Source organism: Agarivorans gilvus (genome assembly GCF_001420915.1).
Classification (GTDB): domain Bacteria; phylum Pseudomonadota; class Gammaproteobacteria; order Enterobacterales; family Celerinatantimonadaceae; genus Agarivorans; species Agarivorans gilvus.
The window spans coordinates 2,287,604-2,311,910 of record NZ_CP013021.1 but is presented as its reverse complement, the minus strand read 5'-3'; the positions used below and the strand labels follow the sequence as shown (position 1 = coordinate 2,311,910).

General features: G+C 45.7%; 23 protein-coding genes and 1 pseudogene. 20 read left to right on the top strand and 4 right to left on the bottom strand.

The features are described from left to right. The first annotated feature begins 60 nt into the window (after nt 1-60). Nucleotides 61-1,569: a glycerol kinase GlpK gene (gene glpK / locus AR383_RS10820; protein ID WP_055733146.1), complete on the top strand. Its 1,509-nt coding sequence runs from the start codon at nt 61-63 to the stop codon at nt 1,567-1,569. Between the two features lie 27 nt (nt 1,570-1,596). Here the strand turns inward: glpK and recG are convergent. Next, nucleotides 1,597-3,677, bottom strand: a pseudogene (gene recG, locus AR383_RS10815) (ATP-dependent DNA helicase RecG). 204 nt (nt 3,678-3,881) lie between these two features. Here recG and AR383_RS10810 point away from each other — a divergent pair. The 11 genes from AR383_RS10810 (at nt 3,882) to AR383_RS10760 (ending at nt 13,131) form a co-directional block, all read left to right on the top strand. After that, nucleotides 3,882-4,403, top strand: a complete 522-nt coding sequence (locus AR383_RS10810; RefSeq protein ID WP_055733145.1) for a DUF2058 domain-containing protein — start codon at nt 3,882-3,884, stop codon at nt 4,401-4,403. Between the two features lie 114 nt (nt 4,404-4,517). Beyond that, nucleotides 4,518-4,832, top strand: coding sequence for a DUF496 family protein (locus AR383_RS10805; protein ID WP_055733144.1), 315 nt, complete (start codon nt 4,518-4,520; stop codon nt 4,830-4,832). Nucleotides 4,833-5,171: 339 nt separating this feature from the next. Continuing rightward, nucleotides 5,172-6,086 carry a hypothetical protein gene (locus tag AR383_RS10800; protein WP_055733143.1) on the top strand — a complete coding sequence of 305 codons (915 nt, stop codon included), beginning with the start codon at nt 5,172-5,174 and terminating at the stop codon, nt 6,084-6,086. A 2-nt stretch (nt 6,087-6,088) separates the two neighbouring features. Continuing rightward, nucleotides 6,089-7,237, top strand: a complete 1,149-nt coding sequence (locus tag AR383_RS10795) for a beta-ketoacyl-ACP synthase III (RefSeq protein WP_055733142.1) — start codon at nt 6,089-6,091, stop codon at nt 7,235-7,237. Then, nucleotides 7,237-7,650, top strand: coding sequence for a DarG family dialkylresorcinol biosynthesis protein (locus AR383_RS10790; protein WP_055733141.1), 414 nt, complete (start codon nt 7,237-7,239; stop codon nt 7,648-7,650). Before AR383_RS10795 ends, AR383_RS10790 begins: the two co-directional genes overlap by 1 nt. A 138-nt stretch (nt 7,651-7,788) precedes the next feature. Continuing rightward, entirely contained in the window at nt 7,789-8,790 is a 1,002-nt protein-coding gene (darH, locus tag AR383_RS10785; protein ID WP_055733140.1) for a BtrH-related acyltransferase DarH, read from the top strand. Further along, nucleotides 8,790-9,713, top strand: a complete 924-nt coding sequence (locus tag AR383_RS10780) for an ABC transporter ATP-binding protein (protein ID WP_055733139.1) — start codon at nt 8,790-8,792, stop codon at nt 9,711-9,713. Before darH ends, AR383_RS10780 begins: the two co-directional genes overlap by 1 nt. Further along, the gene (locus tag AR383_RS10775; protein ID WP_055733138.1) at nt 9,706-10,860 is read left to right on the top strand and encodes an ABC transporter permease; all 1,155 of its coding nucleotides are present in this window, start codon (nt 9,706-9,708) and stop codon (nt 10,858-10,860) included. The genes AR383_RS10780 and AR383_RS10775 overlap by 8 nt, the downstream gene beginning before the upstream one ends. Continuing rightward, entirely contained in the window at nt 10,860-11,129 is a 270-nt protein-coding gene (locus AR383_RS10770) for an acyl carrier protein (RefSeq protein WP_055733137.1), read from the top strand. Before AR383_RS10775 ends, AR383_RS10770 begins: the two co-directional genes overlap by 1 nt. Before the next feature lie 5 nt (nt 11,130-11,134). Then, on the top strand, nt 11,135-12,277 hold the full coding sequence (locus tag AR383_RS10765; protein WP_055733136.1) for a beta-ketoacyl synthase N-terminal-like domain-containing protein: 1,143 nt from the start codon (nt 11,135-11,137) through the stop codon (nt 12,275-12,277). Further along, nucleotides 12,274-13,131: a hypothetical protein gene (locus tag AR383_RS10760; protein WP_055733135.1), complete on the top strand. Its 858-nt coding sequence runs from the start codon at nt 12,274-12,276 to the stop codon at nt 13,129-13,131. The genes AR383_RS10765 and AR383_RS10760 overlap by 4 nt, the downstream gene beginning before the upstream one ends. Nucleotides 13,132-13,228: 97 nt before the next feature. Here AR383_RS10760 and pntB read toward each other — a convergent pair whose 3' ends face one another. Further along, nucleotides 13,229-14,605 (bottom strand): Re/Si-specific NAD(P)(+) transhydrogenase subunit beta, encoded by a 1,377-nt coding sequence (gene pntB / locus AR383_RS10755; RefSeq protein WP_055733134.1) that lies wholly within the window; start codon nt 14,603-14,605, stop codon nt 13,229-13,231. Between the two features lie 14 nt (nt 14,606-14,619). Then, a complete protein-coding gene (locus AR383_RS10750) occupies nt 14,620-16,182 on the bottom strand; it encodes a Re/Si-specific NAD(P)(+) transhydrogenase subunit alpha (RefSeq protein WP_055733133.1) in 1,563 nt (520 codons plus the stop codon). 396 nt (nt 16,183-16,578) lie between these two features. Here AR383_RS10750 and AR383_RS10745 point away from each other — a divergent pair, with 396 nt between their 5' ends. From AR383_RS10745 to AR383_RS10740, 3 genes are all read left to right on the top strand, one after another. Then, complete coding sequence (locus AR383_RS10745; RefSeq protein ID WP_055733132.1) at nt 16,579-17,022, top strand: hypothetical protein; 444 nt, start codon at nt 16,579-16,581, stop codon at nt 17,020-17,022. 721 nt (nt 17,023-17,743) lie between these two features. Then, nucleotides 17,744-17,869, top strand: a complete 126-nt coding sequence (locus tag AR383_RS22450; RefSeq protein ID WP_257720918.1) for a hypothetical protein — start codon at nt 17,744-17,746, stop codon at nt 17,867-17,869. Between the two features lie 280 nt (nt 17,870-18,149). Then, nucleotides 18,150-18,572 carry an Hsp20/alpha crystallin family protein gene (locus tag AR383_RS10740; RefSeq protein ID WP_229711212.1) on the top strand — a complete coding sequence of 141 codons (423 nt, stop codon included), beginning with the start codon at nt 18,150-18,152 and terminating at the stop codon, nt 18,570-18,572. A 21-nt stretch (nt 18,573-18,593) separates the two neighbouring features. On the opposite strand, the gene AR383_RS10735 is transcribed toward AR383_RS10740, so the two are convergent. Next, nucleotides 18,594-19,475, bottom strand: a complete 882-nt coding sequence (locus tag AR383_RS10735; RefSeq protein ID WP_055733130.1) for a LysR family transcriptional regulator — start codon at nt 19,473-19,475, stop codon at nt 18,594-18,596. A 169-nt stretch (nt 19,476-19,644) separates the two neighbouring features. Between AR383_RS10735 and AR383_RS10730 the strand changes: the two genes are divergently transcribed. From AR383_RS10730 to AR383_RS10710, 5 genes are all read left to right on the top strand, one after another. After that, on the top strand, nt 19,645-20,823 hold the full coding sequence (locus AR383_RS10730; RefSeq protein ID WP_055733129.1) for an MFS transporter: 1,179 nt from the start codon (nt 19,645-19,647) through the stop codon (nt 20,821-20,823). Between the two features lie 48 nt (nt 20,824-20,871). After that, complete coding sequence (locus AR383_RS10725) at nt 20,872-22,161, top strand: phthiocerol/phthiodiolone dimycocerosyl transferase family protein (protein WP_055733128.1); 1,290 nt, start codon at nt 20,872-20,874, stop codon at nt 22,159-22,161. 120 nt (nt 22,162-22,281) lie between these two features. Then, nucleotides 22,282-22,539 carry a GrxA family glutaredoxin gene (locus AR383_RS10720; protein WP_055733127.1) on the top strand — a complete coding sequence of 86 codons (258 nt, stop codon included), beginning with the start codon at nt 22,282-22,284 and terminating at the stop codon, nt 22,537-22,539. Nucleotides 22,540-22,704: 165 nt separating this feature from the next. Next, nucleotides 22,705-22,899 carry a DUF4250 domain-containing protein gene (locus tag AR383_RS10715; RefSeq protein WP_055733126.1) on the top strand — a complete coding sequence of 65 codons (195 nt, stop codon included), beginning with the start codon at nt 22,705-22,707 and terminating at the stop codon, nt 22,897-22,899. A 374-nt stretch (nt 22,900-23,273) separates the two neighbouring features. Further along, entirely contained in the window at nt 23,274-24,290 is a 1,017-nt protein-coding gene (locus AR383_RS10710; protein WP_055733125.1) for a porin, read from the top strand. Nucleotides 24,291-24,307: the final 17 nt, after the last annotated feature.

The window sequence follows — 24,307 nt, the reverse complement described above, 5'->3', positions numbered from 1 at the left end:
AACACGGGGTTACGGCGCTTTTAGAACATAATAGTGAGAGTAACTAAGGAGGCCCTTAGCATGGCAAAAGCGACTTATATTGTTGCTTTAGATCAGGGAACCACCAGTTCTAGAGCAATTGTTTTTAACCAGCAGGCAGAGCTAGTGGCCAGCGCTCAGCGGGAATTTAGCCAAATTTATCCGCAGCCGGGTTGGGTTGAACACGACCCTATGGAAATTTGGGCAAGCCAAAGTGCCTGTTTAACCGAAGTGCTGGCCAAGGCGGGCATAGCCAGTGAGCAAGTGGCCGCCATTGGTATTACTAATCAGCGTGAAACCACCATCGTGTGGAATAAACACACAGGCCAACCCATCTACAATGCCATCGTATGGCAGTGTCGCAGAACCACCGAATATTGTGAGCGTTTACGTGAGCAAGGCTGGCAAGACTATATAAAACAGGCCAGTGGCTTGCAGCTCGATGCTTATTTTTCGGGCACTAAACTGCAGTGGATTTTAGATAATGTGGAAGGGGCACGGCAAAAGGCTGAGGCTGGGGATTTATTGTTTGGCACGGTAGACAGTTGGTTACTATGGAAGCTCACTAATGGGCGGGTGCATGTGACCGACTATACCAACGCTTCGCGCACCATGATGTTTAATATTCATCGCTTGGAGTGGGATGACAAGCTGTTGGCGATGTTGAACATACCTAAACAGATGTTGCCTGAAGTGCGTAGCTGCTCCGAGGTGTATGGTAAAACCAATATCGGCGGGCGTGGCGGCACCCGCATTCCAATTGCCGGCATTGCTGGCGACCAACAGGCGGCCTTGTTTGGCCAGCAATGTTTTGCTTCAGGAATGGCAAAAAATACCTACGGTACCGGCTGTTTTCTATTAATGAATACCGGCGAGCAGGCCGTCCCTTCGACTCATGGCTTACTCACCACCATCGCATTTGGCCTACATGGCAAGGTGCATTACGCGCTGGAGGGCAGTGTCTTCATGGGCGGTGCCACCATTCAGTGGCTGCGAGATGAGTTGGGCTTAATTCGTGACGCGGCAGATACCGAGTATTTTGCCACTAAAGTGGACGATTGTGCTGGCGTTTATTTAATTCCCGCCTTTGTTGGTTTAGGCGCACCGTATTGGGACCCTTATGCACGAGGCACCATTGTGGGTTTAAGTCGAGGCTCCAACCGTAACCATATTATTCGCGCCGCGCTCGAATCGATTGCTTATCAGAGTCGCGACTTGCTGGAAGCGATGCAGGCCGATGCTAACATTGCGCTTAGCCAACTCAGAGTCGATGGCGGCGCAGTGGCCAATGATTTCTTGTTACAGTTTCAAGCCGATACCTTGGCTACCGAGGTGCTAAGGCCCGCCTTGATTGAGTCTACCGCTTTAGGGGCCGCTTATTTAGCTGGTTTAGCGGTGGGTTATTGGCCGGACTTAGACAGTTTGGCTGCCCATCATCAAGCGGACCGTTGTTTTGTGCCTGACGGTGATGAAGCTAAGCGCCAGCGTCTGTATCAAGGTTGGAAGCAAGCGCTAGAGGGCAGTCGACGTTGCTATCATCCGCAAGACTAAGCTCTGGCTAAGAGCTTAAGTTTTACTTTAGGCTTGGGCGAACTGTTCACGCCCAGCCAGCCAGCGCTCAATTAAGGGCGAGCAGGCTTGTGGTTGCTGCTGTAATAGCTGTTTGGCTAGGGCCTGAGCTTGGGAGATGAGCGCTTGGTCACGCACTAGGTTGGCTATTTTAAACTCAGCCAAGCCAGTTTGTTTGGTACCTAATAATTCGCCGGGGCCGCGTATTTCCATGTCTCGCTGGGCAATCACGAAGCCATCGGTACTCTCGCGCAAGACACTCAAGCGTGAGCTAGCTGTTTTGGATAGCGGGCTGTGGTACATCAGCACACAGTGGCTTTCTACTTGGCCTCGACCCACTCGGCCGCGTAGTTGGTGTAATTGAGCCAAACCGAGTCGTTCGGGGTTTTCAATAATCATTAAACTGGCGTTAGGCACATCTACCCCTACTTCTATCACCGTAGTGGCGACTAATAGGTCCAGCTGGTGCTGTTTAAACTGTTCCATCACCCACTGTTTTTCTTGGGGCTTCATTCGCCCGTGTACCAAACCTACGCGAAGTTCGGGTAACTGCTTTTGTAAGCTCTCGGCGGTATCTTCGGCGGCCTGACATTGCAACACTTCCGACTCTTCAATCAAGGTGCAGACCCAATAGGCTTGGCGGCCGTCTTGATGACAGGCTTGATAGACCCGCTCTACCACCTGTTGGCGGCGGCTATCGGGCAGAGCCACGGTTTTAATCGGAGTGCGCCCCGGTGGCAGCTCATCGATTACCGAAAGCTCTAAGTCGGCATAGGCGGTCATTGCCAAGGTACGAGGGATCGGAGTGGCAGTCATAATTAATTGATGAGGTAGGCTATTGCTGCCATCAATGGCGGCACCTTTCTCCCGTAACGCCATGCGCTGATGAACCCCAAAGCGGTGTTGCTCGTCGATGATCACTAAAGCGAGGCGAGCAAATTGCACCTGCTCTTGGAATATTGCATGGGTGCCTACTATCATCTGGGCTTCACCGTTGGCGATGCGGGCCATGGCCTCGCTACGCGCCTTTCCTTTTTGCTTGCCCGCTAGCCAATCTACTTTTATTCCAAGAGGTTCAAACCAGCGTACAAAGTTGAGAGCGTGCTGTTCGGCTAAGATTTCGGTGGGGGCCATTAGCGCCACTTGGTAACCATTACCCAAGGCTTGCAGGGCAGCTAAAGCGGCTACCAAGGTTTTGCCGCTGCCCACATCGCCTTGCACTAGCCGCATCATGGCGTGAGGCTGTTGAGTATCGGTTTTGATTTCGGCGAACACCCGCTGCTGTGCGTTGGTGGGCTGAAAGGGCAGTTGCTTGAGAAACTGTTGCTCTAGTTGGCTTACTAGCGGCAGCGCAATGGCCGCTTGACGCTGCTGCTGTTGGCGTAGCTTGAGCATGCTTAGCTGGTGGGCGGCCAATTCTTCTACCACCAAACGTTGCTGCGCTGGGTGTTTGCCCTCTTCTAGTAAGCTCAGTTCGGTATCGGGCTCTGGCCGATGTAGTAGCATTAGCGCTTGGTTGAGGTCTAAACCGTGCGGGCGCAGCGCAGCTGGTAGCCAGTCATGCAGCGGATATTGCTGCAATAGTTTAAAGGCTTGTTCGCTGAGTTTGCGTAAGTTGAGTTGTTTTAGACCTTCGGTAGTGGGGTAGACCGGAGTGAGTTTTTCGTCTACCAAGGGGCACTGGGGTCGGCTACTATGCTGTATTCTGGGTGGATCATTTCCCAGCCATGCTTGCCGCGTTTCACCTCACCAAAGCAGCGCATCCAATGGCCCTGCTGCATAGCCGCTTTTTGGCCATTGTTAAAGTTGAAAAAGCGTAGGGTAAGACTGCCACTGCCATCGTTGATGCGGCAAGTTAGCATGCGGCGACGCGCTTGAATTATTTCTACTTTGCTGATTTCGCCGTGCACTGAAACATGGCTACCGTGCAGTAAGTCGTGGATCGGCCACAGCCGAGTGCGGTCTTCATAGCGTAGCGGCAGGTGTAGCAGCAGATCGCCCACGCTACGGATCTGTAGGCGGGCTAACTTTTCGGCCAGTTTGTCACCGACTCCTTTGAGGGCCGTGATCGGTAAGCTGCTGAGTTCCACTTAAACCACTGTAAATATGATCATGTACCAAGAGTATATATTAATTTTTTGAGGAATATTAGCAATCAAGCACTTAAGTGCTTAAGGCCCTATTTCAGGCTACGCTGGAAGGTTCTAATTAGCCGCCGCTTGGCGTATTATTTGGGCTAAAGCGTGCTTTGCCACGCGTTACTCATTTCACTGATTTAAAGGTAAGCACTCCCCATGGCCAAGTTATCCCTGCAAGAGCAGATGCTTAAAGCTGGTTTAGTTGATAAGAAAAAAGCAAAAAAAGTGGGTAAAACCAATAAGAAATCCCGCACTCTTGCCAAAGAAGTCAAAGCCGCAGCTGAACAAGCCCGCATCGAGCAACAGCAACGTGATGCAGAATTAGCACAGATGCAAAATGCTGAAAAAGAAAAGAAAGCGATTGCCGCACAAATTAAGCAATTGATTGAAATGAACAAGTTAGATCGCTCTCGCGGAGAAGATGCCTATAACTTTACTCATCATGGCTTGATTAAAAAGATTTACGTTACCGAGGAGCTACGTAAGCAGTTGAGTAACGGACGTCTGGCCATTGTCACTTTAGCCGAGAGTTATGAAGTGGTTCCCAGCATTGTGGCGGAAAAAATAGCCCAACGAGATGAAAGCGTAGTGGTGTTGATTAACGACCCTAGCCAAGATGTGATTGACGAGGACGATCCGTATGCAGACTACCAGATCCCCGATGATTTAATGTGGTAGGCCGTTAAAATTAATTTATGTCATATGAGGGTCAAATAGTTATTGCCGAAAATACAGAAACGGGTATGTTGAGACAAGCTAACTATTTAGGCCGAAATCCAGAGGGGAGAAGTAATGGAAAAGCAAACCGTTGATAGTGTTTCAAAGGTATTGGAATTTGTTTCTATGAGCCGTAGAAGAAATAAACTAAAGCGTGAAATGGTTGATTTAGACAAGAAAATTCGAGATAACCGTAAACGTGTTGATTTGTTAGATAACCTCGGTAGTTACATTCAAGAAGGCATGAGTGTTAGTGATATTAAACTGATTATTGAAAACATGCGTTCAGACTACGAAGATCGGGTTGATGAATACACCATTAAGAATGCCGACTTGTCCAAGGAACGTCGTGAATTAGCACAAAAACTAAAGGATATGAAAGGCGGCTAATTAAGGCTGCGAATGTCCTAACGAAACCGCTGTATGGCGGTTTCTTGTTTTAGGTGTTTGATTTGTAATAACGGATTACCGATGATTAAACGCCTAAATATGTACACGTTGTATTTAGATATTGATTGCTCAAAAAGAAAGCGCTTAAGTTGTTTGCGTTTCCTTTTACTGCTTGCCAGTAAAAGGAAGGTAGGGACACCATCTTTATTGTTAATTCCTGCTCGAAGGCTTTAAGCTCACTTGCATCGCTAGGTTGTTTGGCAAGTGTTTATCTTCATTGTTATTGGTATAAAATACAGTCACTTAATAAGCTTAAAGTTGTAGAATTAACTTCCCTTCATGAAAAAAGTTCTTGTTATTTCACATTCCCAAAGTGGCCAGCTAACAAAATTTGTTGATATCGCCACGGCCCCCTTACGCCAAAGTGAATCAATAAAAGTGGATTATCATCGCGTCGAACCAGTAGTGAAATATCCCTATCCATGGTCTTTTTATCGATTTTTTGATGCCTTCCCCGAAGCCATTCATATGAACGGCTGTGCCGTGAATAAGGCAGAAGGGCTGGAAGATGACTACGATCTGGTGATTATTGCCTACACGGTATGGTTTTTATCTCCGTCTATTCCCATTGTTGGTTTTCTAAAAACAGCTCAAGCCAAAGCCTTAATTAAAGGCAAACCGGTGATTACCTTTATTTCTTGTCGAGATATGTGGGTGATGGCGCAAGAGAAAATGAAAGGCCTTATTGAAGGCTTGGAAGGGACGTTAATCGACAATGCGGTACTCACCGACCAAGGTGGTTCCATTTACGCATTTATTACCACTCCTCGTTGGCTACTCACCGGTAAGAAAGACCCTTTTTGGATCTTTCCCGCCGCCGGGGTCTCGGATAAAGATCTCGCAGCAAGTGAACGTTTTGGTCAGCGCATTGTATCGGCATTGGCGGCTGATTTAGAAAAAACTAAGCAGCCTTTGTTAACTCAGTTGGAGGCGGTAAGCGTAAATGGCAAGCTGATTGGCTCTGAAAAAATCGCCACCCGCTCATTCATGTTGTGGGGAAAACTGATTCAAAAATCCGGCATGCCTGGTTCTTTTCCCCGAAAAGTGGTGATTACGATTTACGCGGTATTTCTGGTTGCGATGGTCCTAACCTTGGTTCCTATTAACTTGCTAGTGAAAAAGCTGATTGCACCTTTTAGAAAAAAAGCCCTGCAAGCGAGTATTACTTATTATGAAAAACCATCGGGGCGCTAATAATGAATAATAAAGTCTACATTAACGATGTTCAGGCATTTCTGCCTAACCAAGCTGTCTCTAATAAAGACATTGAAAAGGTATTGGGGCAAGTGGGTGCGCGTCCTTCTCGTGCTAAAAACCTTATTTTGCGCTCTAACAAAATTAAGCAACGTTATTATGCGATTGATCCGCAAACCGGTGAAACTACACATACCAATACTCAGCTAACCGCAGCGGCTATTCGAAAGCTTGCTTCCGAGAGTTTTGACCTCAATGATATTGAATTATTGGCTTGTGGCACCACCATTGCTGATCAAATTCTGCCCAATCATGCCTTGATGGTGCATGGCGAATTGGCTATTCCTAGTTGTGAAGTCGTCGCCACCGCTGGGATCTGTCTATCGGGCACCATGTCTTTAAAATACGGTTATATGTCAATTTTAAGTGGGCAAACGACCAATGCCGTGGTCACTGGTTCTGAAAATGCTTCCGCCATGATGCGTGCCAATAAGTTTGAAGCTGAAGTGGAAACTGCGGTGAGCGACTTAGAGCGTCAACCAGAGATTGCTTTTGAAAAAGATTTTCTTCGTTGGATGTTAAGTGATGGTGCCGGTGCAGCGCTATTGAGCGCTAAGCCTAATGACAGTGGCATCAGTTTAGAAATCGAATGGATGATGCAAAAATCTTATGCCAATGAATTAGATGCGTGTATGTATGCAGGGGCCGAAAAACAGGCCGACGGCAGTTTAAAAGGTTGGCGGGAGTATGAGTCGCAACAATGGTTGGAGCATTCTATTTTTGCGGTTAAACAAGACGTAAAACAACTTAATGAAAACATTGTTGAATACACGGTCACTAAACCACTGAAAGAGTTGGTCGACGCGGGTAAGGTGACTGCTAATCAGATTGATTATTTCATTCCGCATTACTCTTCTGGTTATTTTCGTGACCGTTTGTATCAGGGCATGCTCGAAGCCGGTTGTGATATTCCTCAAGAACGTTGGTTTACTAATTTGCCCAGCAAAGGCAATACTGGTTCTGCGTCTATTTACATTATGCTGGAAGAGTTATTCCACTCCGGCAGGCTTAAGCGTGGCGATAGACTGTTGTGTTACGTACCTGAGAGCGGCCGTTTTTCCACCGCATTTATGCAGTTGAAGGTAGTGTAATGGACGCGAAAAACGTACCCCAAGACCAAATATCTACCTACGCAAATCACTCCAAAGCGATCTATGCAAAGAATGACAATGGTGAGTATACGGTGGTGGCTTCTTCTGGGTGGGATGTGGAAGAAGAGGTGACCAAGCAAGCGCTTAATGAATTTCAGCGTTTAGCGCTCGCCGCCTATCAACAGGTTGAAAAGGGTGAAAAGTCACCTCTGTATTACCATATGTTTGCTCAACGAATGGACCTGATGGTATTGGCTCAGTCGATGGGCTGGTTTCAGTGGCGGGTGAAACGCCATTTTATCCCTAGAGTATTTGCCAAGCTCTCGCCAGCTAAACTTGCCCAATACAGCGAAGCCTTAGGCATATCGGTGCAGCAGCTCAGAACTTTGCCAAAACTGACTCAGCAAGAATGAGTGTGCAATAGGCCGCGCTTGCTCAAGCCCTGTTTACGTTGCAAGGGCAAGTAAGAAAACCTGAAGCCCCAATAAGAGTTGCCAGATGGCCTTGGTGTGTGGCAACGGCCACGCCAGAGAAACCAATAAAGTGGATTTATGAACAATAATACTCAGTTTAAGCACCAGCATTACGCGCATTGTGAAAGTGGTGTGATGTCTTCTATGTTAAGCCATTATGGTTTGCCTTTGTCAGAGCCGATGGTGTTTGGTTTATCCAGTGCTTTGGTATTTGCCTACCTGCCCTTTGTTAAGTTGAGCGGTTTGCCGTTGATTGCTTACCGCTCGATGCCTAAATCCATCATCAAGGGTTTACAAAAAAGTATTGGTTTGAAAATGAAGTTAGAAACATTTTCTAAGCCTGAGCAGGGCACTAAAAGGTTAGATAAGCTGTTGGCGCAAGGTAAAATTGTTGGCGCACAAACATCGGTCTACTGGTTACCATATTTTCCACAAGAGATGCGTTTCCACTTTAATGCTCACAACTTAATTGTGGTCAACAAGCAAGATAACACTTATCAAATCAGCGACCCGGTATTTGAACAATTGGTAGAGGCCGAAGAACAGGCACTACAAAAGGCTCGCTTTGTTAAAGGTGTCATGGCACCTAAAGGCTCCCTTTACTACCCCACATTCATACCAAGGGCAATTGATTACCCGAAAGTCATTGAAAAAAGCATTAAGAAAACAGCAAAAACCATGCTGAAAACCCCAGTGCCTATCGCGGGTTTAAAAGGCATGTATTTCTTAGCCAAACATATTCGCCGCTTAGCCACTAAAGACGAGCACTACGCCAAGTTATTTTTAGGGCACATTATTCGCATGCAAGAGGAAATCGGTACTGGTGGGGCGGGCTTTCGCTATATATACGCTTCTTTTTTACAGGAGGCCTCAGAGCTTATTCACAATCAAGCCTTGAACTCAGCCTCTGCTGTAATGATGGAGATTGGAGATGAATGGCGAGAGTTTGCTTTACTGATTGCCAAAGCGATCAGACCTAAGAATAAGCAGCCGATAGATTTTGAAGGCATTGCTACGAAATTGGAGTCAATTGCCGAACAAGAAAAGCAGCTTTACCAAGCCTTGATGCGAGCGTTTTAATGATTGAAATTAACGCTTTAACTAAGTCTTTTGGTGATAAAAAAGCCTTAAACAAGCTCTCTTTAACGATTCCTAGCGCTAGCATTTTTGGTCTGCTTGGACCAAATGGGGCAGGCAAAACCACCTTAATGTCTATTCTAAATGGCCTGCTTACAGCGGATTCTGGCGAGGTTTTTATTGCGGGGCTGCCGTTAACCAACAACCTTAAATTGGTTCGCGAGAAATGCTCTTTAATACCGCAGAGTTTGGCTTTTTACGAGCAGCTTACGGTAAAAGAAAATTTACTTTTTTTCGCCGGTATACAACAGATTAAAGGTAAAGCGCTGTTGCAAAATTTAGCCTATGCGGTAGCGACAAACCGCCTAGAGGCGATGATGGACCAAAAGGCGGCTACACTATCTGGTGGGCAAAAACGTCGCTTAAATATAGCCATCGGCTTGCTGAATAATCCTGATGTATTGTTTTTTGATGAACCCACGGTGGGGATTGACCCAGAGTCTCGTAACCAAATATTAGATTCGATTAAAGCCTATAAGGCGGACAATAAAACCGTGGTGTATACCTCTCACTACATGCCTGAAATTGAGAAAATCTGTGATCAGGTCGCGATCATCAATGCTGGTCAAATTATTAAGCAAGGTTCGCTGTCGTCAATGCTTCACGATCAGCAAAGCCAGCAAGTGATAATCGAGTTATATGCTCATATTTCGACTTGCCTTCCCTCGCTCGTTAGTCAGCTCGACAAGGTCAAATTGATCGATGATTGCACACTGTTATTGAGTGAGGGAACTGGGCCCTTGATTGGCCATATTTTGGCTTTATTAGAGCAACAGCAGATAAAAGTTAAACAACTTCGATTTGGTGCAAGTAGTTTAGAGTCGCTGTTTATTAACTTAACATCTAAAGAGGGTGAAGATGTTTAAGTCTATGTTAATCAAAGAATGTTTACTGGTTAGCCGAGACAAGCATGCCTTGGCTGCGTTGTTTATTATGCCCGCAGTATTTATCTTGATCATGTCTCTAGCGCTGAAAGATACCATGAATGAAGAGAAGGCCCTGATCACTTATGCGTTGGTTGATAACGATAATAGCTTGCTCAGTGAAGCCTTAGTGGCTAAGTTGGCAGAGATTTCAAGTTTAAGCAAAATAGAGCTCACCTCGAATGATTACCGCTCTCCCGAAGAGGAAGGAGTGCAGTTTATCGTCGATATTCCAAGTGGCTTTGAGCAGGAGCAAGTACCTTTAGAGCTCAGTGTCGCAGCCAATACCTCTGCTTCACTATTAACGATTTTCAAAAATCAAATCACTCTGAGCTGGATGCACCATCAATTAGAGCAAGCTAATTCAGCCTTTAGCGGCGCCTTTCGCAATGCTGAAGCGGTGCCGAGTATGAATGAGCAGACCTTGATGAATGTTCAATATGCGAAATTAGCCGAGAATGAAAAGCCCAGCTCAACTCAGCAAAGTGTGCCGTCGTGGATTGTTTTTGGTTTGTTCTTTGTGATCATTCCTATGTCGACCATTTTTATTAGCGAGCGTAAACAGAACACTTTGCTGCGCTTGAGCACCATGAATGTAAGCTTGCCGATTTTATTTGCCGGTAAAATCTTACCTTATATGCTGATTAACCAACTTCAAGTTTGGCTGATGATCCTGGTTGGTATGTTCATTGTTCCTGTTTTTGGTGCGCCTGAATTGACGATTGCTGGTTCAGTGATTGGATTGGTCATGGTCTCCTTGTCTTTAAGCTTGTCAGCCATTGGTTTGTCCATGCTAGTGGCTAGCGCGGTTGATAGCATTGAGCAAGCGACCACCATTGGCGGCATCATCAATATTTTGCTAGGGGCCATCGGCGGTGTCATGGTGCCTAAATTTGTGATGCCAGAGGCGATGCAAAGCTTCGCTAATGTGTCGCCCATGTCTTGGGGGCTAGAGGGCTTCTTAGACATATTTTTACGCAGAGGTACGGTAATGGATGTGCTTAACGAGTCCGTCGCACTGAGTCTTTTTGGGATGGTGTCGTTATTGCTGGCGGCGTTGATTTTTAGTTACAAACAAAGGAAGGCTTAATGAAAGGCTCTTTAGATACAGAGTTTAAACAAGGGCTTAAGACGATGATCTTAGAAGCTTGTGATAGAGATGAATTATCGGCAGAAGAGCTCGCCGATGATGTTGAGTTGTTTTCCGAGCACAGTGGTTTAGAGCTTGATTCTATCGATGGCTTGCAAATCTCCATGCTATTGCAACGTCAGTTTAAGTTACGCTTGGTTGACCCTAAAGAATTTCGCCGAGTGGTGACGACCATAAACCAACTTGCCGATCACTTGCAGCCTGAATAAGTCTCATGATAACTCTTTTAGGCGGCGAGCTATTAAGTGCGCTGGGGGAAAAACCACAGCGACGTACTTGGTTACAAAGCGGACGCTATCAAACAGTTGATAAAACCATTCAAGTATTTGAAGAATCTCGAACTCTGCCGTATTACGCGATTCAAAACGAGGGTGATTTTGCTGCACTTTTTGACCCTCTGCCTCACCTTATTCAACTTATCGAGAGCGTGTTTTCTCAGCATTACATCTCTGCTGAGCAGAGAAAACGCTGCGCTGTATTTGTGGGTAGTGCAGCCAATGATGTCTCGCTGACGGTGCCCCTGGGCCAAAGCATTAAAGATCAGGCGCCGCCCATACTAGAGCATCAGCGAGTGGGCAATGGGCGCTATGCGGACGTGCTGGCTAAATATTTTGGCTTGCATTCATTTAGCTTAACTTACAATACGGCTTGTACCTCTAGTTCTAATGCCATTCTCGATGCCGCAAGCATGTTGCACAGCGGTATAATTGACTATGCCCTGGTGCTGGGCTTGGAAATGTTTGCGCCGCAATCTTTTGAAGGCTTTGTCTCGATGCAATTGTTAGCTCAGCATCATACTAAGCCCTTTGATGACCAGCGAGATGGCTTGCTACTAGGTGAAGCCTTATCGGCACTGTTGATGAGCCGAGACGGTGTAGCGGACTCACCATGGCGCTTATTAGGCGGTGCCAGTGAATGTGAAACCTACAGTGTGACGGGGGTTAATGCCGATGGCTCCGGTATTCATCGGGTGCTTGCTCAAGCGCTGCAAGATAGTCGAGTCAGCGCGTCACAGATTAGTGCGGTTAAAGCTCATGGTACGGCGAGCCGTTTGAGTGACCTAGCGGAAATCAACGGGATGAAGCAAGTGTTTGACGCAGCGCCGCCATTTTTTTCATTGAAGCCCTTTATTGGGCACACGCTCGGCAGTTGCGGTGTCAGTGAACTGATTTTGCTAATGGAGTGTATCGACGATGGCTTCATTCCGCTTACCCCTAACTTTGGCAGCCCCGATGAACAATTAAACTGGACTCCTCTGCAGCAAAAACGGGCCTGTAGCGAGGGCATTTTTTTACTTAATTGCTTTGGCTTTGGTGGCAATAATAACGCCACCGTTATCGAGAAAATCGCCAGATGATATATGTTCAACGTTGCTCAGGCATTAACCTAAGACAGGACGATCAGCTAAACATTAAGGCAGAGTGCAAGAAAGTGGCACCAGCCTATGTTCGTCGAACCGATCGCTTCATTCAGCTTGGCATATTAGGTATTGCTGGGCTCGCTCAGCAGGGGGCGCTAGAGCCCAATACTCCGTTAATTATGACCTCCGGGCAGGGCAATTTAGCGGTGTTTAAGCGCCTCTGTGTGCAACGTTATGTTGAACAAGTGCCGCCAAATCCGGTGGATTTTATCAATTCATTAAGCAATACAGCAGGGTTCTACATTGCCAAGTATCTTGGTTTAGCAAGCAAAAATTTGAATTTGGCCCAGCAAGGCTTTGTGGTTGAAAATGCGCTGTTGCTGGCCAAAGCTCATCTGGATAGCGGTCAATATAGCCAACTGCTATTGGGGGGAGTAGATGAAAAGCCAGAAGCAGACAGCTTGCCTCATCGTTATTTAGATTTAGACCCTAAACAGGCAATAGGTGAAGGGGCAAACTGGCTCTTACTGAGTGCTCATGAGCAAGGGGCCATTGCAACTATTGAGCTTGTTATAGAGACGTTTTCTCTAGCTGAAATACTGGTTTATCTAGCCGAGTATGCCAATTTCGAGCAGCTTGCCTTCAGTCAAAGAATACCGCTAGAGTGCGTCAAACAACTAAGCCAAACATTGGCAAAACCGCTATTTAACTGCCAAGATAATTACGATTTTTACGAGACTAACATCTTGTTTGTGATGAATAGTTTCATCCGGCAAGGAAGCGGGCGCTTGGCCTATATTGACTACTTTAGTGGCGATTATAGAGTGGTCTGGATCCGCTCTACTCGCTAGCTACCCAGATTTGGGGATAAGCTTGCTGTTTTGCTTAGGGTTTTAGCTATAAAAAAAGCGCTGCTAGCAGCGCTTTTTTATCATTCAAGTCATAGGCTTAAATGTGAGACAGGATCTTCTGTACTGTCTCTTTCGCATCACCAAATAACATGTCGGTATTTTCTTTAAAGAACAATGGGTTTTGTACGCCGGCGTAACCGGTGGCCATGGAACGTTTAAATACGATTACCTTCTTCGCTTCCCATACTTCAAGTACTGGCATACCGGCAATTGGGCTGCCCGGTTCTTTAGCTGCTGGGTTAACGGTGTCGTTGGCGCCAATCACCAGTACCACATCGGTGGAGGCGAAGTCATCGTTGATTTCGTCCATTTCCATCACGATGTCATAAGGCACTTTGGCTTCAGCCAATAGTACGTTCATGTGGCCAGGTAAGCGGCCTGCTACTGGGTGAATAGCGAAGCGCACTTTAACGCCTTTATCACGTAGTTTTTTAGTGATTTCAGCTACAGGGTATTGAGCTTGCGCTACTGCCATACCGTAACCAGGAGCAATAATCACTTCGTTGGCATCTTTTAGCATTTCGGCAACTTCATCGGCTTGCACTTCGGTATGCTCGCCTTGTTCAACGTCTGAAGCAATCGTGCCGCCTTCGGTGCCGAAGCCGCCTAGGATTACGCTAATAAATGAGCGGTTCATCGCCTTACACATGATGTAAGACAGAATCGCACCTGAGCTACCTACCAATGCACCGGTAACAATCAACAGATCGTTGTTTAGCATGAAGCCTGCTGCTGCCGCTGCCCAACCAGAGTAAGAGTTAAGCATCGATACCACCACAGGCATGTCGGCGCCGCCGATGGCAGACACTAGGTTGTAGCCAAATACAAAGGCAATCAGGGTCATGATTACTAAGGCCCACATGGCTTCGTGCTCCATGAATACGCTGCCTAGGTAGATAGATACTACAATCATGCCTAAGTTTAACCAGTGAGCGCCAGGAAGCGCTTTGGGCGCACTGCTGATAATACCGCGCAGTTTACCAAAGGCCACTACCGAACCGGTGAAGGTCACTGCACCGATGAAGATGCCAAGAAATACTTCTACGTCGTGAATGGTTTTAACTACGGAGGTACTAAATGGTTCATGGCCGATGGCGCTAGAGAAGCCCACCAACACCGCAGCCATACCTACGAAGCTATGCAGAATAGCTACTAGCTCGGGCATTTCGGTCATTTCAACTTTTAGTGCTAAACGAATACCAATCGCGGCACCAATAGCCATAGCTAAGGTGATGATCCAGCTTCCGCCAGATACTTGAGTACTAGCCAAGGTGGCTAGCACGGCAATCACCATACCGATGATGCCGAAGATGTTACCGCGTTGAGCGGTTTCTTGTTTACTTAGGCCGGCGAGGCTGAAAATAAACAATAGGGCAGCGATTAGGTACGCTGCGGAAACAATACCTTGAGACATGTGACTATTTCTCCTTAGTCGTCTTTACGGAACATTTTCAGCATCCGCTGAGTCACAGTAAAACCACCGGCGATATTAATGGTAGCAATCAGAATCGCTATCCCCGAGAGCAGTAACACCACCCATGAGGTATCGGCCTTCATCTGCACTAAGGCGCCCACAATAATAATGCCGCTAATGGCGTTGGTTACACTCATCAAAGGAGTGTGCAAGGCATGTGTTACATTCCAAACAACGTAGTAACCGACCACACAGGCCAATAAGAACACGGTAAAGTGTTGTAAAAAGTTTGCTGGAGCGGCATCGGCTACCCAAGCAAAAGCTGCTGCACCCGCTACCGCTAGTAGTGGTTTTAGCCAGGGCTTAGCCGGTTTTTCGGGTTCTGCTGGTGCCGCTTCTACTGCTGGCGCAGCTTCAGCTTGCGGTTGAGCACTCACTTGAATTGGTGGTGGTGGGAAGGTGATTTCACCATCTTTAACAGAGGTGACGCCACGTAGCACTTCATCTTCGAAGTTGATGTCGATTTCGCCATTTTTCTCTGGGCACATTAACTTAAGTAAGTTTACTAAGTTGGTACCGTATAATTGGCTGGCTTGCGCTGGTAAGCGGCGAGAAATATCGGTTAAACCAACGATGGTGACATCGTGTTGAACACTAATTTCACCGGGCTTGGTTAACTCACAGTTACCGCCGGTAGCGGCTGCTAAGTCAACGATCACGCTGCCTGGTTTCATTAATTCCACCATGTCGGCCAAAATCAGCTTAGGCGCTGGGCGTCCAGGAATTAGTGCAGTGGTAATAATAATGTCGACGTCTTTAGCTTGTTCGCGGAACAGCGCCATTTCAGCTTCAATAAAGGCCGCGCTCATTTCTTTAGCGTAGCCATCACCACTACCGGTATCTTCTTCTTCGTAATCTAACTCGAGGAATTCAGCGCCCATTGAGTTAATTTGTTCTTTTACTTCTGGACGAGTATCAAAAGCACGCACAATGGCGCCTAGGCTACCGGCAGTACCGATTGCGGCAAGACCTGCTACCCCTGCACCAATAACCAGAACTTTGGCGGGTGGCACTTTACCTGCAGCGGTAATTTGTCCGGTGAAGAAACGGCCGAAGTGGTTGGCTGCTTCAACTACGGCGCGATAGCCGTCAACATTGGCCAGTGAGCTACGTGCATCCAACGATTGTGCTCGAGAAATTCGTGGAACCATGTCCATTGCCAACAAATTTACTTTTGCGGCTTTAAATTTTTCTAACATTTCTGGATGTTGAGCTGGCCATGCGAAACTGGCGACAGTTGCGCCTTCTTTTATTAAGGACAGTTCATCAACACTGTTATCGCTGCCATCGAGTGGGGCGTTAACTTTGAAAATCAAATCTGCTTGAAAAGCTTGCTCTTTACTGACAATCTCCGCACCGGCTTCTTTATAGGCTTCATCATTAAAGCTGGCCGCTGTTCCTGCGCCGCTTTCCACAGCCACAGAGAAGCCTAACTTTAGTAGCTGCTCTACTGTTTTAGGGGTGGCGGCTACCCGGCTCTCCTGGTCGAAGATCTCCTTAGGTATTCCGATTTGCATAGTGTATTCCTGCTAATGGTTGTTATGTTGCGTTGCTATTTTGGCAACTGATCACTGTATATTAACTGTTTGTTAGCTAAAACTAATTAGTTAATTTCACGCATTTGGCCTGATATGAAAGAAAACTACAGCTCAACAGTCAAGTAACTTTGGATAAAAGTATCGCTTATTTCTATTGGTCGAACCAATTTGTAAAGTTTATCGGAGCGATAGGTTATACCTAGGTGTCTAAACGTTAGCAGAATGTAAAGTGTGAGGGCGGTGAATTCCCTGGTTTTTGTCGGTGAATAGCTAGATCTAGCTTGCTCGACTATCCTTTATATATAGTCGTAAGTTTTGTAGGGTCGAAGGGCGAGTGAGCCTTTCTTTGCAAGCTTAGCTATAGGAGAGGTGGATATGAGGAGAGTTCCATACTTTATATTAGCGTTACTCTGTTGGCCATGCTTGGTACTAGCAAACTCGGCTCTAAAATTAGAACTGGCCGTTGACAAAGAATTAGTTCAACCACCGACTACCGCATCTATTTTCAGCAAAGTTAGCTGGTTACAACAGCAACAGTTGGCTTCTAGTGAAGTGTACTCCAATTCCGCTGAACTTCCCGCGCAACAGCAGCAACTGTTATTACGTTATCAGAATGTGCCACGCTGGCGAGCTAATTGGCGAGGAGGGCTTCGTTGGCAGGCGCAAGATAACTTGCTGTTTCGCGCCAAGGGTAATCGGATTTCCAGCCATTTAACCTTGTCTAACAAGTTATTTTGCGCGATCTGCAAGACTCATATCGATACCACTTTATGGAAAGATGGCCACGTGCAGTTTAAATTAAAATCTTACTTCGAATAGTTGTTTGCAGCTTCCTCCAAGCGATATACTTAAACAAAAAAATGGGGGGGTACGCTTTGGGCTATTTGTTGTTGGCCTTAATACTGGTTTTTCTGCTTCCTGCAGCCAGTTTTTTCCTAGGATACATTCATATCTATCTCGAGTACGGGGCGACCGTTTCCGTGACCATTATCGGTTTATGGGTACTATTTGATCTGGTTACGATAAAACGTCGCTAGGCCGCAGCATGGCTGGGCTGTCGCTTTTAATATAAATTATCTTTTTTGTTACTAACGATGTTTTTGAATAAATATTCAATCGTAATTGTTGTCGACAATCTTTTTATAAGTCCTTGATTCTCTTTTCGTTATTTTTGGCGTGAAAACCAAATATAGCTAATTGTAACTAGCCACGGTTTTAATATTCACTAAAGCTATAAATGGATTTTTGGGGATTTTATATGATTTTTAAGTTGTTGTTTTATAATGTTTTTTATTTTTGGGTTTTGCGCTGGATCCGCAAAGTTTAGAATTAGTACTTCACATTTTTGAAAAAAGCCTATAAATTACTCGCCGCAAGACTGAGCTGGATCAAGAAAAAGTAGGCTATTTAATAGCCAGTTTAAATTTTTCTTGTGAAATTTTTATTCACTAGCTAGCCTTACTTACGCAAGTGGCAATAGATTAATATAAACAGAAATTTTTGGATTTCACCCTTGCAACAACTTAGGAGATTTATCGTAATGGAACAAGATCAACAACAAACGATGCGTTGTTTTGCAACTGGAAAAGGCTTTTTTGTTCGCCTTCCTGTCAGTGAAGACATTGATGCAAAAGAATGTGAATCCGATGTTGAAGCGGCCGAGTAAACTACATCGGTAGTTGCCTTCAGATACTCGTGACTTGATTTTCACGCTTGTTACATCCCCCAAAACCGCTAGCTTGATGCTGGCGGTTTTTTTTTGCCGGTTTAGTCAATGGGCAAAATTTATACCCCATTAAAGTAGCTTGAAAAAATTTTTGCTCGGCTTTTGCTTTGGGTCAAAGTGAGCTGTTTTTGTCTCTGTCGTTTAATCATGGGCATATAAAGAGCAGCTAAAATTACTCTGTAGGAGGTGTTTTTTAGTGTAGGCCTTAACTAAGGAGCATATGATGAACATGTTACCTAGAGACCCTTGGTTTGACCGCGATAGCTTATGGGACAACTTCTTCAGCCCCGCTTTTAAAGTTGGCGATGAAGCGTTTTTCCAACCTAGGGTTGATATCATTGATAAAGAAGACAGCTACTTATTTGTGGCTGAATTGCCCGGTGTGGCTAAGGAAGATATTAAAGTTCACCTAGAGGATGGTGTACTTAGTATTGAAGCAAAAATTAATCAAGAACATCAGCAAGAGGGCGACAACGTATTACGTAAAGAACGCCGCAGTGGCTTTTTTAAACGTAACATTAATGTAGGCAAAGCCATTCAGGCTAAAGACATTAGCGCTGAATTAGTGAATGGTTTATTGATGTTGCGAGCCCCCAAATTGCAGCCTGAGCCTCAACAAAAACAACAAATAAACATCAGTTAACTGGTGTGCGGCCAGTAGTGCTTAGCCTACTGGCCGAGTTTGTTGGCGCAGGTGTTGCAAAAAGGCGGCGGTATTCGGGTTTTCAAAGCGTTGATTGGGGTAATAAGCGCAAACACTGCGCTGCTCGGATAATAGCCCCGGTACCACTTCGACTAATTTACCGTCCAGTAACTGCTGTTGAACCAAATCTTCAGAGACCAATACCACTCCCATATGATGTACCGCGCCTTGTATCGCCGCCATTGGATCGTGCGTAATAAATTGAGGTGTTTGGTTAAGCACTGTGCCATCGTTTAACTTCACACCACCAGAGCGAATTTGTCCTTGTACTAACAGCAGAGGAAGGCGGGTTAACTGCTGGGCGCTGGTGACTTTGCCATGCTTGGCAAGGAAGCGCGGGCTAGCAAAGCATTTTACAGCGTAGTCAAACAGGTGCAGCATACGGTAACTGGTGCTATCAAAGTGCTCTAAGCGACGGCTTATCACTATGTCTAAAGATAAATCGGGAATGATGCCAGCTTCAGTCTCAATTAGCTCCACTCTGAGGTGAGGATGTGCGGGTAAGAATGAGGCGATTAATGGCGTGACATAAGAACTACCAGAAACGGCGGGTGCGCCAATACTGAGGCTACCGCTTAATCCTTCGTCTAATTTTAACTGATGTCGCATGTTATCGAATTGCTTTAGCCAGTCACAACTTTGCAAGTAGAACTGCTGACCTTGCTCGGTGGTGCGAATGCGCCGAGTGGTTCTTAATAACAATTGGCAGTGTAACTGCGCTTCCAACCAAGAAATACGTTTGCTGCAAGACGAGGTGGTGATGCCAATCCGCTCTGCAGCAACAACAAAGCTATTGCTTTCTACAACTGCAACATAGGTTTTCACTACGTTTAGCCAATCCATACCTTGCTCTCTGTTTATTGTTTCTCTGTGGGAAATAAACCGTGTCTTTATTGAATGATTATCCGCTTCTGACTTTTATTTACAATTGCTGTGTTTGGGGCCTGTTGACCTTTCGAGGTGTTTTTTGCAGCAGTTTGCGGGGTTTTTATATTAGTTAAGGAGTTTATGAGTGAGTGCAGCACGCCTTCCCTTGTTTTTTTCAATTGCTTTTATGGCCTGTTCTCAGTTAACCAATGGTTTACTCGCTCCGGCCTTACCGCAGATGGCGGTGCATTTTGCGGTAGAAGAGCACTTAGCTCAGAGCTTGATTCTGTGTTTCATTCTTGGCTTGGGTTTATCACAGCTGGTTTATGGACCCTTAGCCGATAGCTTTGGCAGACGCCGAGTATTTTGGTGTGGTCAAAGTATTTTCTTAAGCGGCAATTTGCTGACTTTTTTCGGCCTAAATAGCCTTAATCTATTAATGTTGGGCGTGTTAATTCAAGGTTTGGGGGCTGGCAGTAACCAAATACTCGCGCGCTGCCTCATTAGTGACAGCTATCGCGGCCTAGGGTTAAAACATGGCTTTGCTTGGTTGGGAATGGCTGCCTCGGTTATACCAGTGGTTGGCCCGGTGGTGGGCGGCGTCGTTACCGCCTATTGGGGCTGGCATTATATATTTTTCATCATTGGTGCAGTGGTGAGCATCGTCATGATGACAGCGGCTAAATACTTACCTGAGACACAAACCAAGCCGGGGCCACATTTGCAATTTAAACGCGTCATGCGTAACTATCTTGAGTTGGCGTTGAATCCACATTTTATCGCCTACTCTTGCTTAGCCTGGATCGCCAGTATCGGCTTGATGTATATGATTAGCAGCGCGCCTTTTGTATTGCAGCACGACTTTGGCTTAAGCGCCGATAGTTATGGCTTGGTGATGATTATTCCAGCGCCGGGCTTGGCCTTAGGTAGCGCCTTCACTCGGCGCTATAATGGCCGCTGGTCAGAATTGCAGGTCTTAGCCTTGGCATCTACTTTGCCTTTTATCGCCACCTTAATACTGTTGCTTAAAGGGAATGAGCTATCGTGGGTCATATTTGCTATGAGCTTGATTAGCGCTAGCGTTGGCAGTATTTATCCTATCTCGCAATCTGGCTTGTTTGCGCAGTTTTCATCGCAAGCGGGTACGGTCTCGGCCTTAAGTGGTACTAGCCAAATGACTTTAACCGCGCTAGCTGTTGGCTTGCTAACCAGTATCTTGTTGCCGAGCACAAATGGAATGGCGATCATATTTACGGTGATGGGGCTGTGTTTAATGTTAGCTATGGTGATCCAGGTTATGAAAGTGAAGCCACTAGCTGTGTAAAGATAGTACGCTGAATTTATAACAATTTTTCTGACATAAGGAGCCCTGATGACGATTAGAGCTTTAGGCCATACGGAGTCTTTATTTGCCAGTTTAACCAGCAGTGGGGCAATGTTGGTGGTGAATGCGGTAGTGGTAAAAGGCAGACTTAATGCAGATTTAGCGCCGCAGATTCATCAACTATTGTTAGCCAGACATCCCTTTTTGAGCCTCTGTTTACAAGGCGATGCACAGCACTGGCGTTGGCAAAACTGTTCCGCTCCGCTTGAGTTGAAGGTTGATTACCTTGAGTCGCAAGCATTTCAGCCAAGTTTGGCTGAACTCATGGAGCAGCAAAGCAATCAGCCTTTGTTGGTGGGAGGGCCGTTGTGGCGAGTTCGTTTGTTAGTTGGGGCGGAGCAATCAGCTTTAATCATTAGTCTTCATCATTGCATTTGTGATGGCCTCTCGGCTTCCGCCTTGCTGGCTGAATGGTTAAGTTACCACCAGCAATTATTACAGAAAGTCGCCATTCAGCCGAAGCGTTTAGCGCTACGGCCTAGCGTTCATCAAGCGTTGAATCATCAAATGCCTCCGCAGGGTGGCAGCCCTTTTTGCGCCCCCCTCTCTAGCAAACAAGCTAAGGCGTGGTTGGTACAAAGTGAAGTGAGCCTAAAGTCTCGTAACAAATTACAACTCATTAGTTTTGAAGCGGCCCAAACCAGCGCGCTGCTTAAGTTGGCGCGCGCTCATCAATTGAGTTTAACTATATTGCTTTACGCTGTAGCTATAGAAACCGCTTTAGCGTTAGCTAAAATCCCAACTGATTCGGTGAGTGCGGGAGGGAATGCTAATCTACGGCCAATTATCGAGCCAGCCGTTGACGAGCAAGAGTTGGCTTGTTACGTGTCGATGTTTTCTTTTAATGTGGCTTGCTTTGATGATGACGATTTTTGGCAGCGGGCTAAGCGGATCCACCATTTATATCAACAGCAGGTAGCGACGGGGTTGCACCTTATCTCGTGCAATGATGATTGGTGGCGGCAACAAGCTTCTCGTACGGAGCAAGATATGCAACTCGTGGCCGGGCGTTTTAATTGTATTCATCTGTCTAATTTGGGCAATATTGAGCACTTGTTTGCGGCTTCACGAGAACAAGGCTTAGAGGCTCAGCAATATTACTTTACCGCTGCTCAGCACCTTATGGGTTCCATTTTTTGGTTGGGTACTCAGACGCTGGCGGAGGGCTTAACGGTTACCGTCAATTGTGTTGAACCCATCGTCAGCCAGAGCATGCGACGCGAATTTGCTGAGCAGTTTAAAGCGCGTTTGCTCAGTTTGTTACAAGGGCAAGATTGACGGCTAACCGCTATTTTGATTAATAGTTATGACCTATTACTTACAACGAAATATTCAATTTTTTTATATTGCATTTAGTCGGTATAGTATAGGCAAATCTTGTTTCCTTGGAGTTTAACTATGTTTGCAGTAATTTTTGGTCGTCCTGGTTGTCCTTTTTGTGTTCGTGCTAAACAGATTGCAGAACAGCTAAGCGAAGCGCACGAGGATTATAACTACCGTTATGTGGATATTCATGCCGAAGGTATTTCTAAAGCTGATTTGGAAAAAACTGTGGGTAAACCGGTTGAGACGGTACCGCAGATCTTTGTTGATGAAAAACACGTGGGTGGTTGTACTGAGTATGAAGCACTAATGCGCGAACAGTTTGATTTCTAAAATTAATCTATCGATAAAAAAAGCTTGGTATTTACCAAGCTTTTTTGTTTTGAGAGAGATGCGAAAAAAAATTAACGTTTTGCTAGAGCTCGCGGCTACAAAATTATTAAAACTTTAACTAAGCTGAAATTACCACGAAGCCTTAATTGAACAGGGGAGTGCGTAATGGATGCTAGCTACATGTTAAATCTTGATGCCAACATCTTATTGGGGATAGTTAACGAGAAACTACGCTTAGAATGCGATAGTTTGGAAGATTTGGCGCTTACTTTTGGTTTTGAAGAGCGCTCGCTCGCTCGTCGTTTAGAAAGTATTGGTTATCACTATGATGTGATAAGTAATCAGTTTAAAGCATTCTAAATCACCGGGTGCATCTCCCGATAAATTCAGTTTAGGTTTTTATCGGGAGTTCGTTGTACAAAGTATATTCCCTTATATGGCTGAGCCGCACTAGCCAAGCTCTCATCGGAACGGATTTGTGAGCCTCACTAGCTTGTGCTGGCGGCTTAGATGTTGTCTTCTATGGTTAGTTTTCACCGCGGTTAGCAAGGGGTTTAAGCTATTTTATAAACTAACTCATGCTAATAGTTGTTTAAATATTAGTCACTTGGCGCCTTGCGCTAAAGTTCCTCTGTCATTTATCTTTAATTTTTCAGTCACCTAATTGTCATTTATTACCCCTAAGATTTCGCTCAACTTTTGTTGAGTTGGTTCACATAATTTTAGGGATTAAAATGAAAAAGCTTACTATTATCGCCTTAGCTATCGCTGCGGCTTCTGGTTCTGTTCAGGCTGCCAAAGTCTATAAAGATGATAAACACTCGGTTGATCTATATGGTCGCGTATACGCTGGTTATACTGCCGGCGATGATGAAGGTCGTTCTGATAACTTCGGTTCTGACCAATACGTACGTTTTGGCGCTAAAGTTAAGTCAAACATTGACGAAACCAATTACGCTTTGGCGCGTTATGAGTTGCAACTAGAAAACAATGATGAAGGTGACGACGCTTCTAAAACCAAAACGCGTTTAGCCTATGCTGGTTTTGGCGGCAACTACGGTGAGTTTACCTTTGGCCGTAACTACGGTGCTCTAGAATTAATCGCCGACTGGACCGATAGCAGCTACGTTAGCCCTTACGGTAACAGCGCTCTAGGTATTAGCTCTAGCCGCGAAGAAGGCATTGGCCGTTCTGACAACGTGTTGAAATACGCTGGTGAATTCAGTGGCGTAGACGTGCATGTATCTTACAAGTTTAACGACAATGAAAAAGAAGATGGCGTTAGCCAAGATAACTCAGCCTACGGCATTGCTGTGGCCTACACCTTTGACTTCGGTTTTGGTTTAGGTGCTGGTTATAACGTAGCGAATAATGCTGACGGTATTGACGACAGCAAAATGGCTATCTTCGGTGTGAATTACGACGCTAACGGTGTATACGCTGCAGCTAACTACGCTACAGGAACTAACAACAAAGGCTTTAAACAGCACCGCGCAGATAGCCAAGGTGACCACACTGGTTACGAAATGGTAGTGGGCTACAAGTTTACTAAAAACTTCCGCGCTCAAGCGATGTGGAACAAAGCTGAGTTAGAGCCAAACGATGGCGCTAAATTCGATAAAGTAGACTACTACACTATCGAAGGTCGTTATAACTTAACTAAACAACTACGCATTGTGGCTGCTTATCAAATGAATCAAATTGATGATGCCAAAGATGAATTCCACTTTGCCGCACGTTACGACTTCTAAGCACTACCCTGCACGCT

Coding starts and splice junctions, on each gene's coding strand:
- glpK (WP_055733146.1), top strand. CDS start 61: ATGGCAAAAGCGACTTATATTGTTGCTTTAGATCAGGGAACCACCAGT.
- AR383_RS10810 (WP_055733145.1), top strand. CDS start 3,882: ATGGCCAAGTTATCCCTGCAAGAGCAGATGCTTAAAGCTGGTTTAGTT.
- AR383_RS10805 (WP_055733144.1), top strand. CDS start 4,518: ATGGAAAAGCAAACCGTTGATAGTGTTTCAAAGGTATTGGAATTTGTT.
- AR383_RS10800 (WP_055733143.1), top strand. CDS start 5,172: ATGAAAAAAGTTCTTGTTATTTCACATTCCCAAAGTGGCCAGCTAACA.
- AR383_RS10795 (WP_055733142.1), top strand. CDS start 6,089: ATGAATAATAAAGTCTACATTAACGATGTTCAGGCATTTCTGCCTAAC.
- AR383_RS10790 (WP_055733141.1), top strand. CDS start 7,237: ATGGACGCGAAAAACGTACCCCAAGACCAAATATCTACCTACGCAAAT.
- darH (WP_055733140.1), top strand. CDS start 7,789: ATGAACAATAATACTCAGTTTAAGCACCAGCATTACGCGCATTGTGAA.
- AR383_RS10780 (WP_055733139.1), top strand. CDS start 8,790: ATGATTGAAATTAACGCTTTAACTAAGTCTTTTGGTGATAAAAAAGCC.
- AR383_RS10775 (WP_055733138.1), top strand. CDS start 9,706: ATGTTTAAGTCTATGTTAATCAAAGAATGTTTACTGGTTAGCCGAGAC.
- AR383_RS10770 (WP_055733137.1), top strand. CDS start 10,860: ATGAAAGGCTCTTTAGATACAGAGTTTAAACAAGGGCTTAAGACGATG.
- AR383_RS10765 (WP_055733136.1), top strand. CDS start 11,135: ATGATAACTCTTTTAGGCGGCGAGCTATTAAGTGCGCTGGGGGAAAAA.
- AR383_RS10760 (WP_055733135.1), top strand. CDS start 12,274: ATGATATATGTTCAACGTTGCTCAGGCATTAACCTAAGACAGGACGAT.
- pntB (WP_055733134.1), bottom strand. CDS start 14,605: ATGTCTCAAGGTATTGTTTCCGCAGCGTACCTAATCGCTGCCCTATTG.
- AR383_RS10750 (WP_055733133.1), bottom strand. CDS start 16,182: ATGCAAATCGGAATACCTAAGGAGATCTTCGACCAGGAGAGCCGGGTA.
- AR383_RS10745 (WP_055733132.1), top strand. CDS start 16,579: ATGAGGAGAGTTCCATACTTTATATTAGCGTTACTCTGTTGGCCATGC.
- AR383_RS22450 (WP_257720918.1), top strand. CDS start 17,744: ATGGAACAAGATCAACAACAAACGATGCGTTGTTTTGCAACTGGAAAA.
- AR383_RS10740 (WP_229711212.1), top strand. CDS start 18,150: ATGATGAACATGTTACCTAGAGACCCTTGGTTTGACCGCGATAGCTTA.
- AR383_RS10735 (WP_055733130.1), bottom strand. CDS start 19,475: ATGGATTGGCTAAACGTAGTGAAAACCTATGTTGCAGTTGTAGAAAGC.
- AR383_RS10725 (WP_055733128.1), top strand. CDS start 20,872: ATGACGATTAGAGCTTTAGGCCATACGGAGTCTTTATTTGCCAGTTTA.
- AR383_RS10720 (WP_055733127.1), top strand. CDS start 22,282: ATGTTTGCAGTAATTTTTGGTCGTCCTGGTTGTCCTTTTTGTGTTCGT.
- AR383_RS10715 (WP_055733126.1), top strand. CDS start 22,705: ATGGATGCTAGCTACATGTTAAATCTTGATGCCAACATCTTATTGGGG.
- AR383_RS10710 (WP_055733125.1), top strand. CDS start 23,274: ATGAAAAAGCTTACTATTATCGCCTTAGCTATCGCTGCGGCTTCTGGT.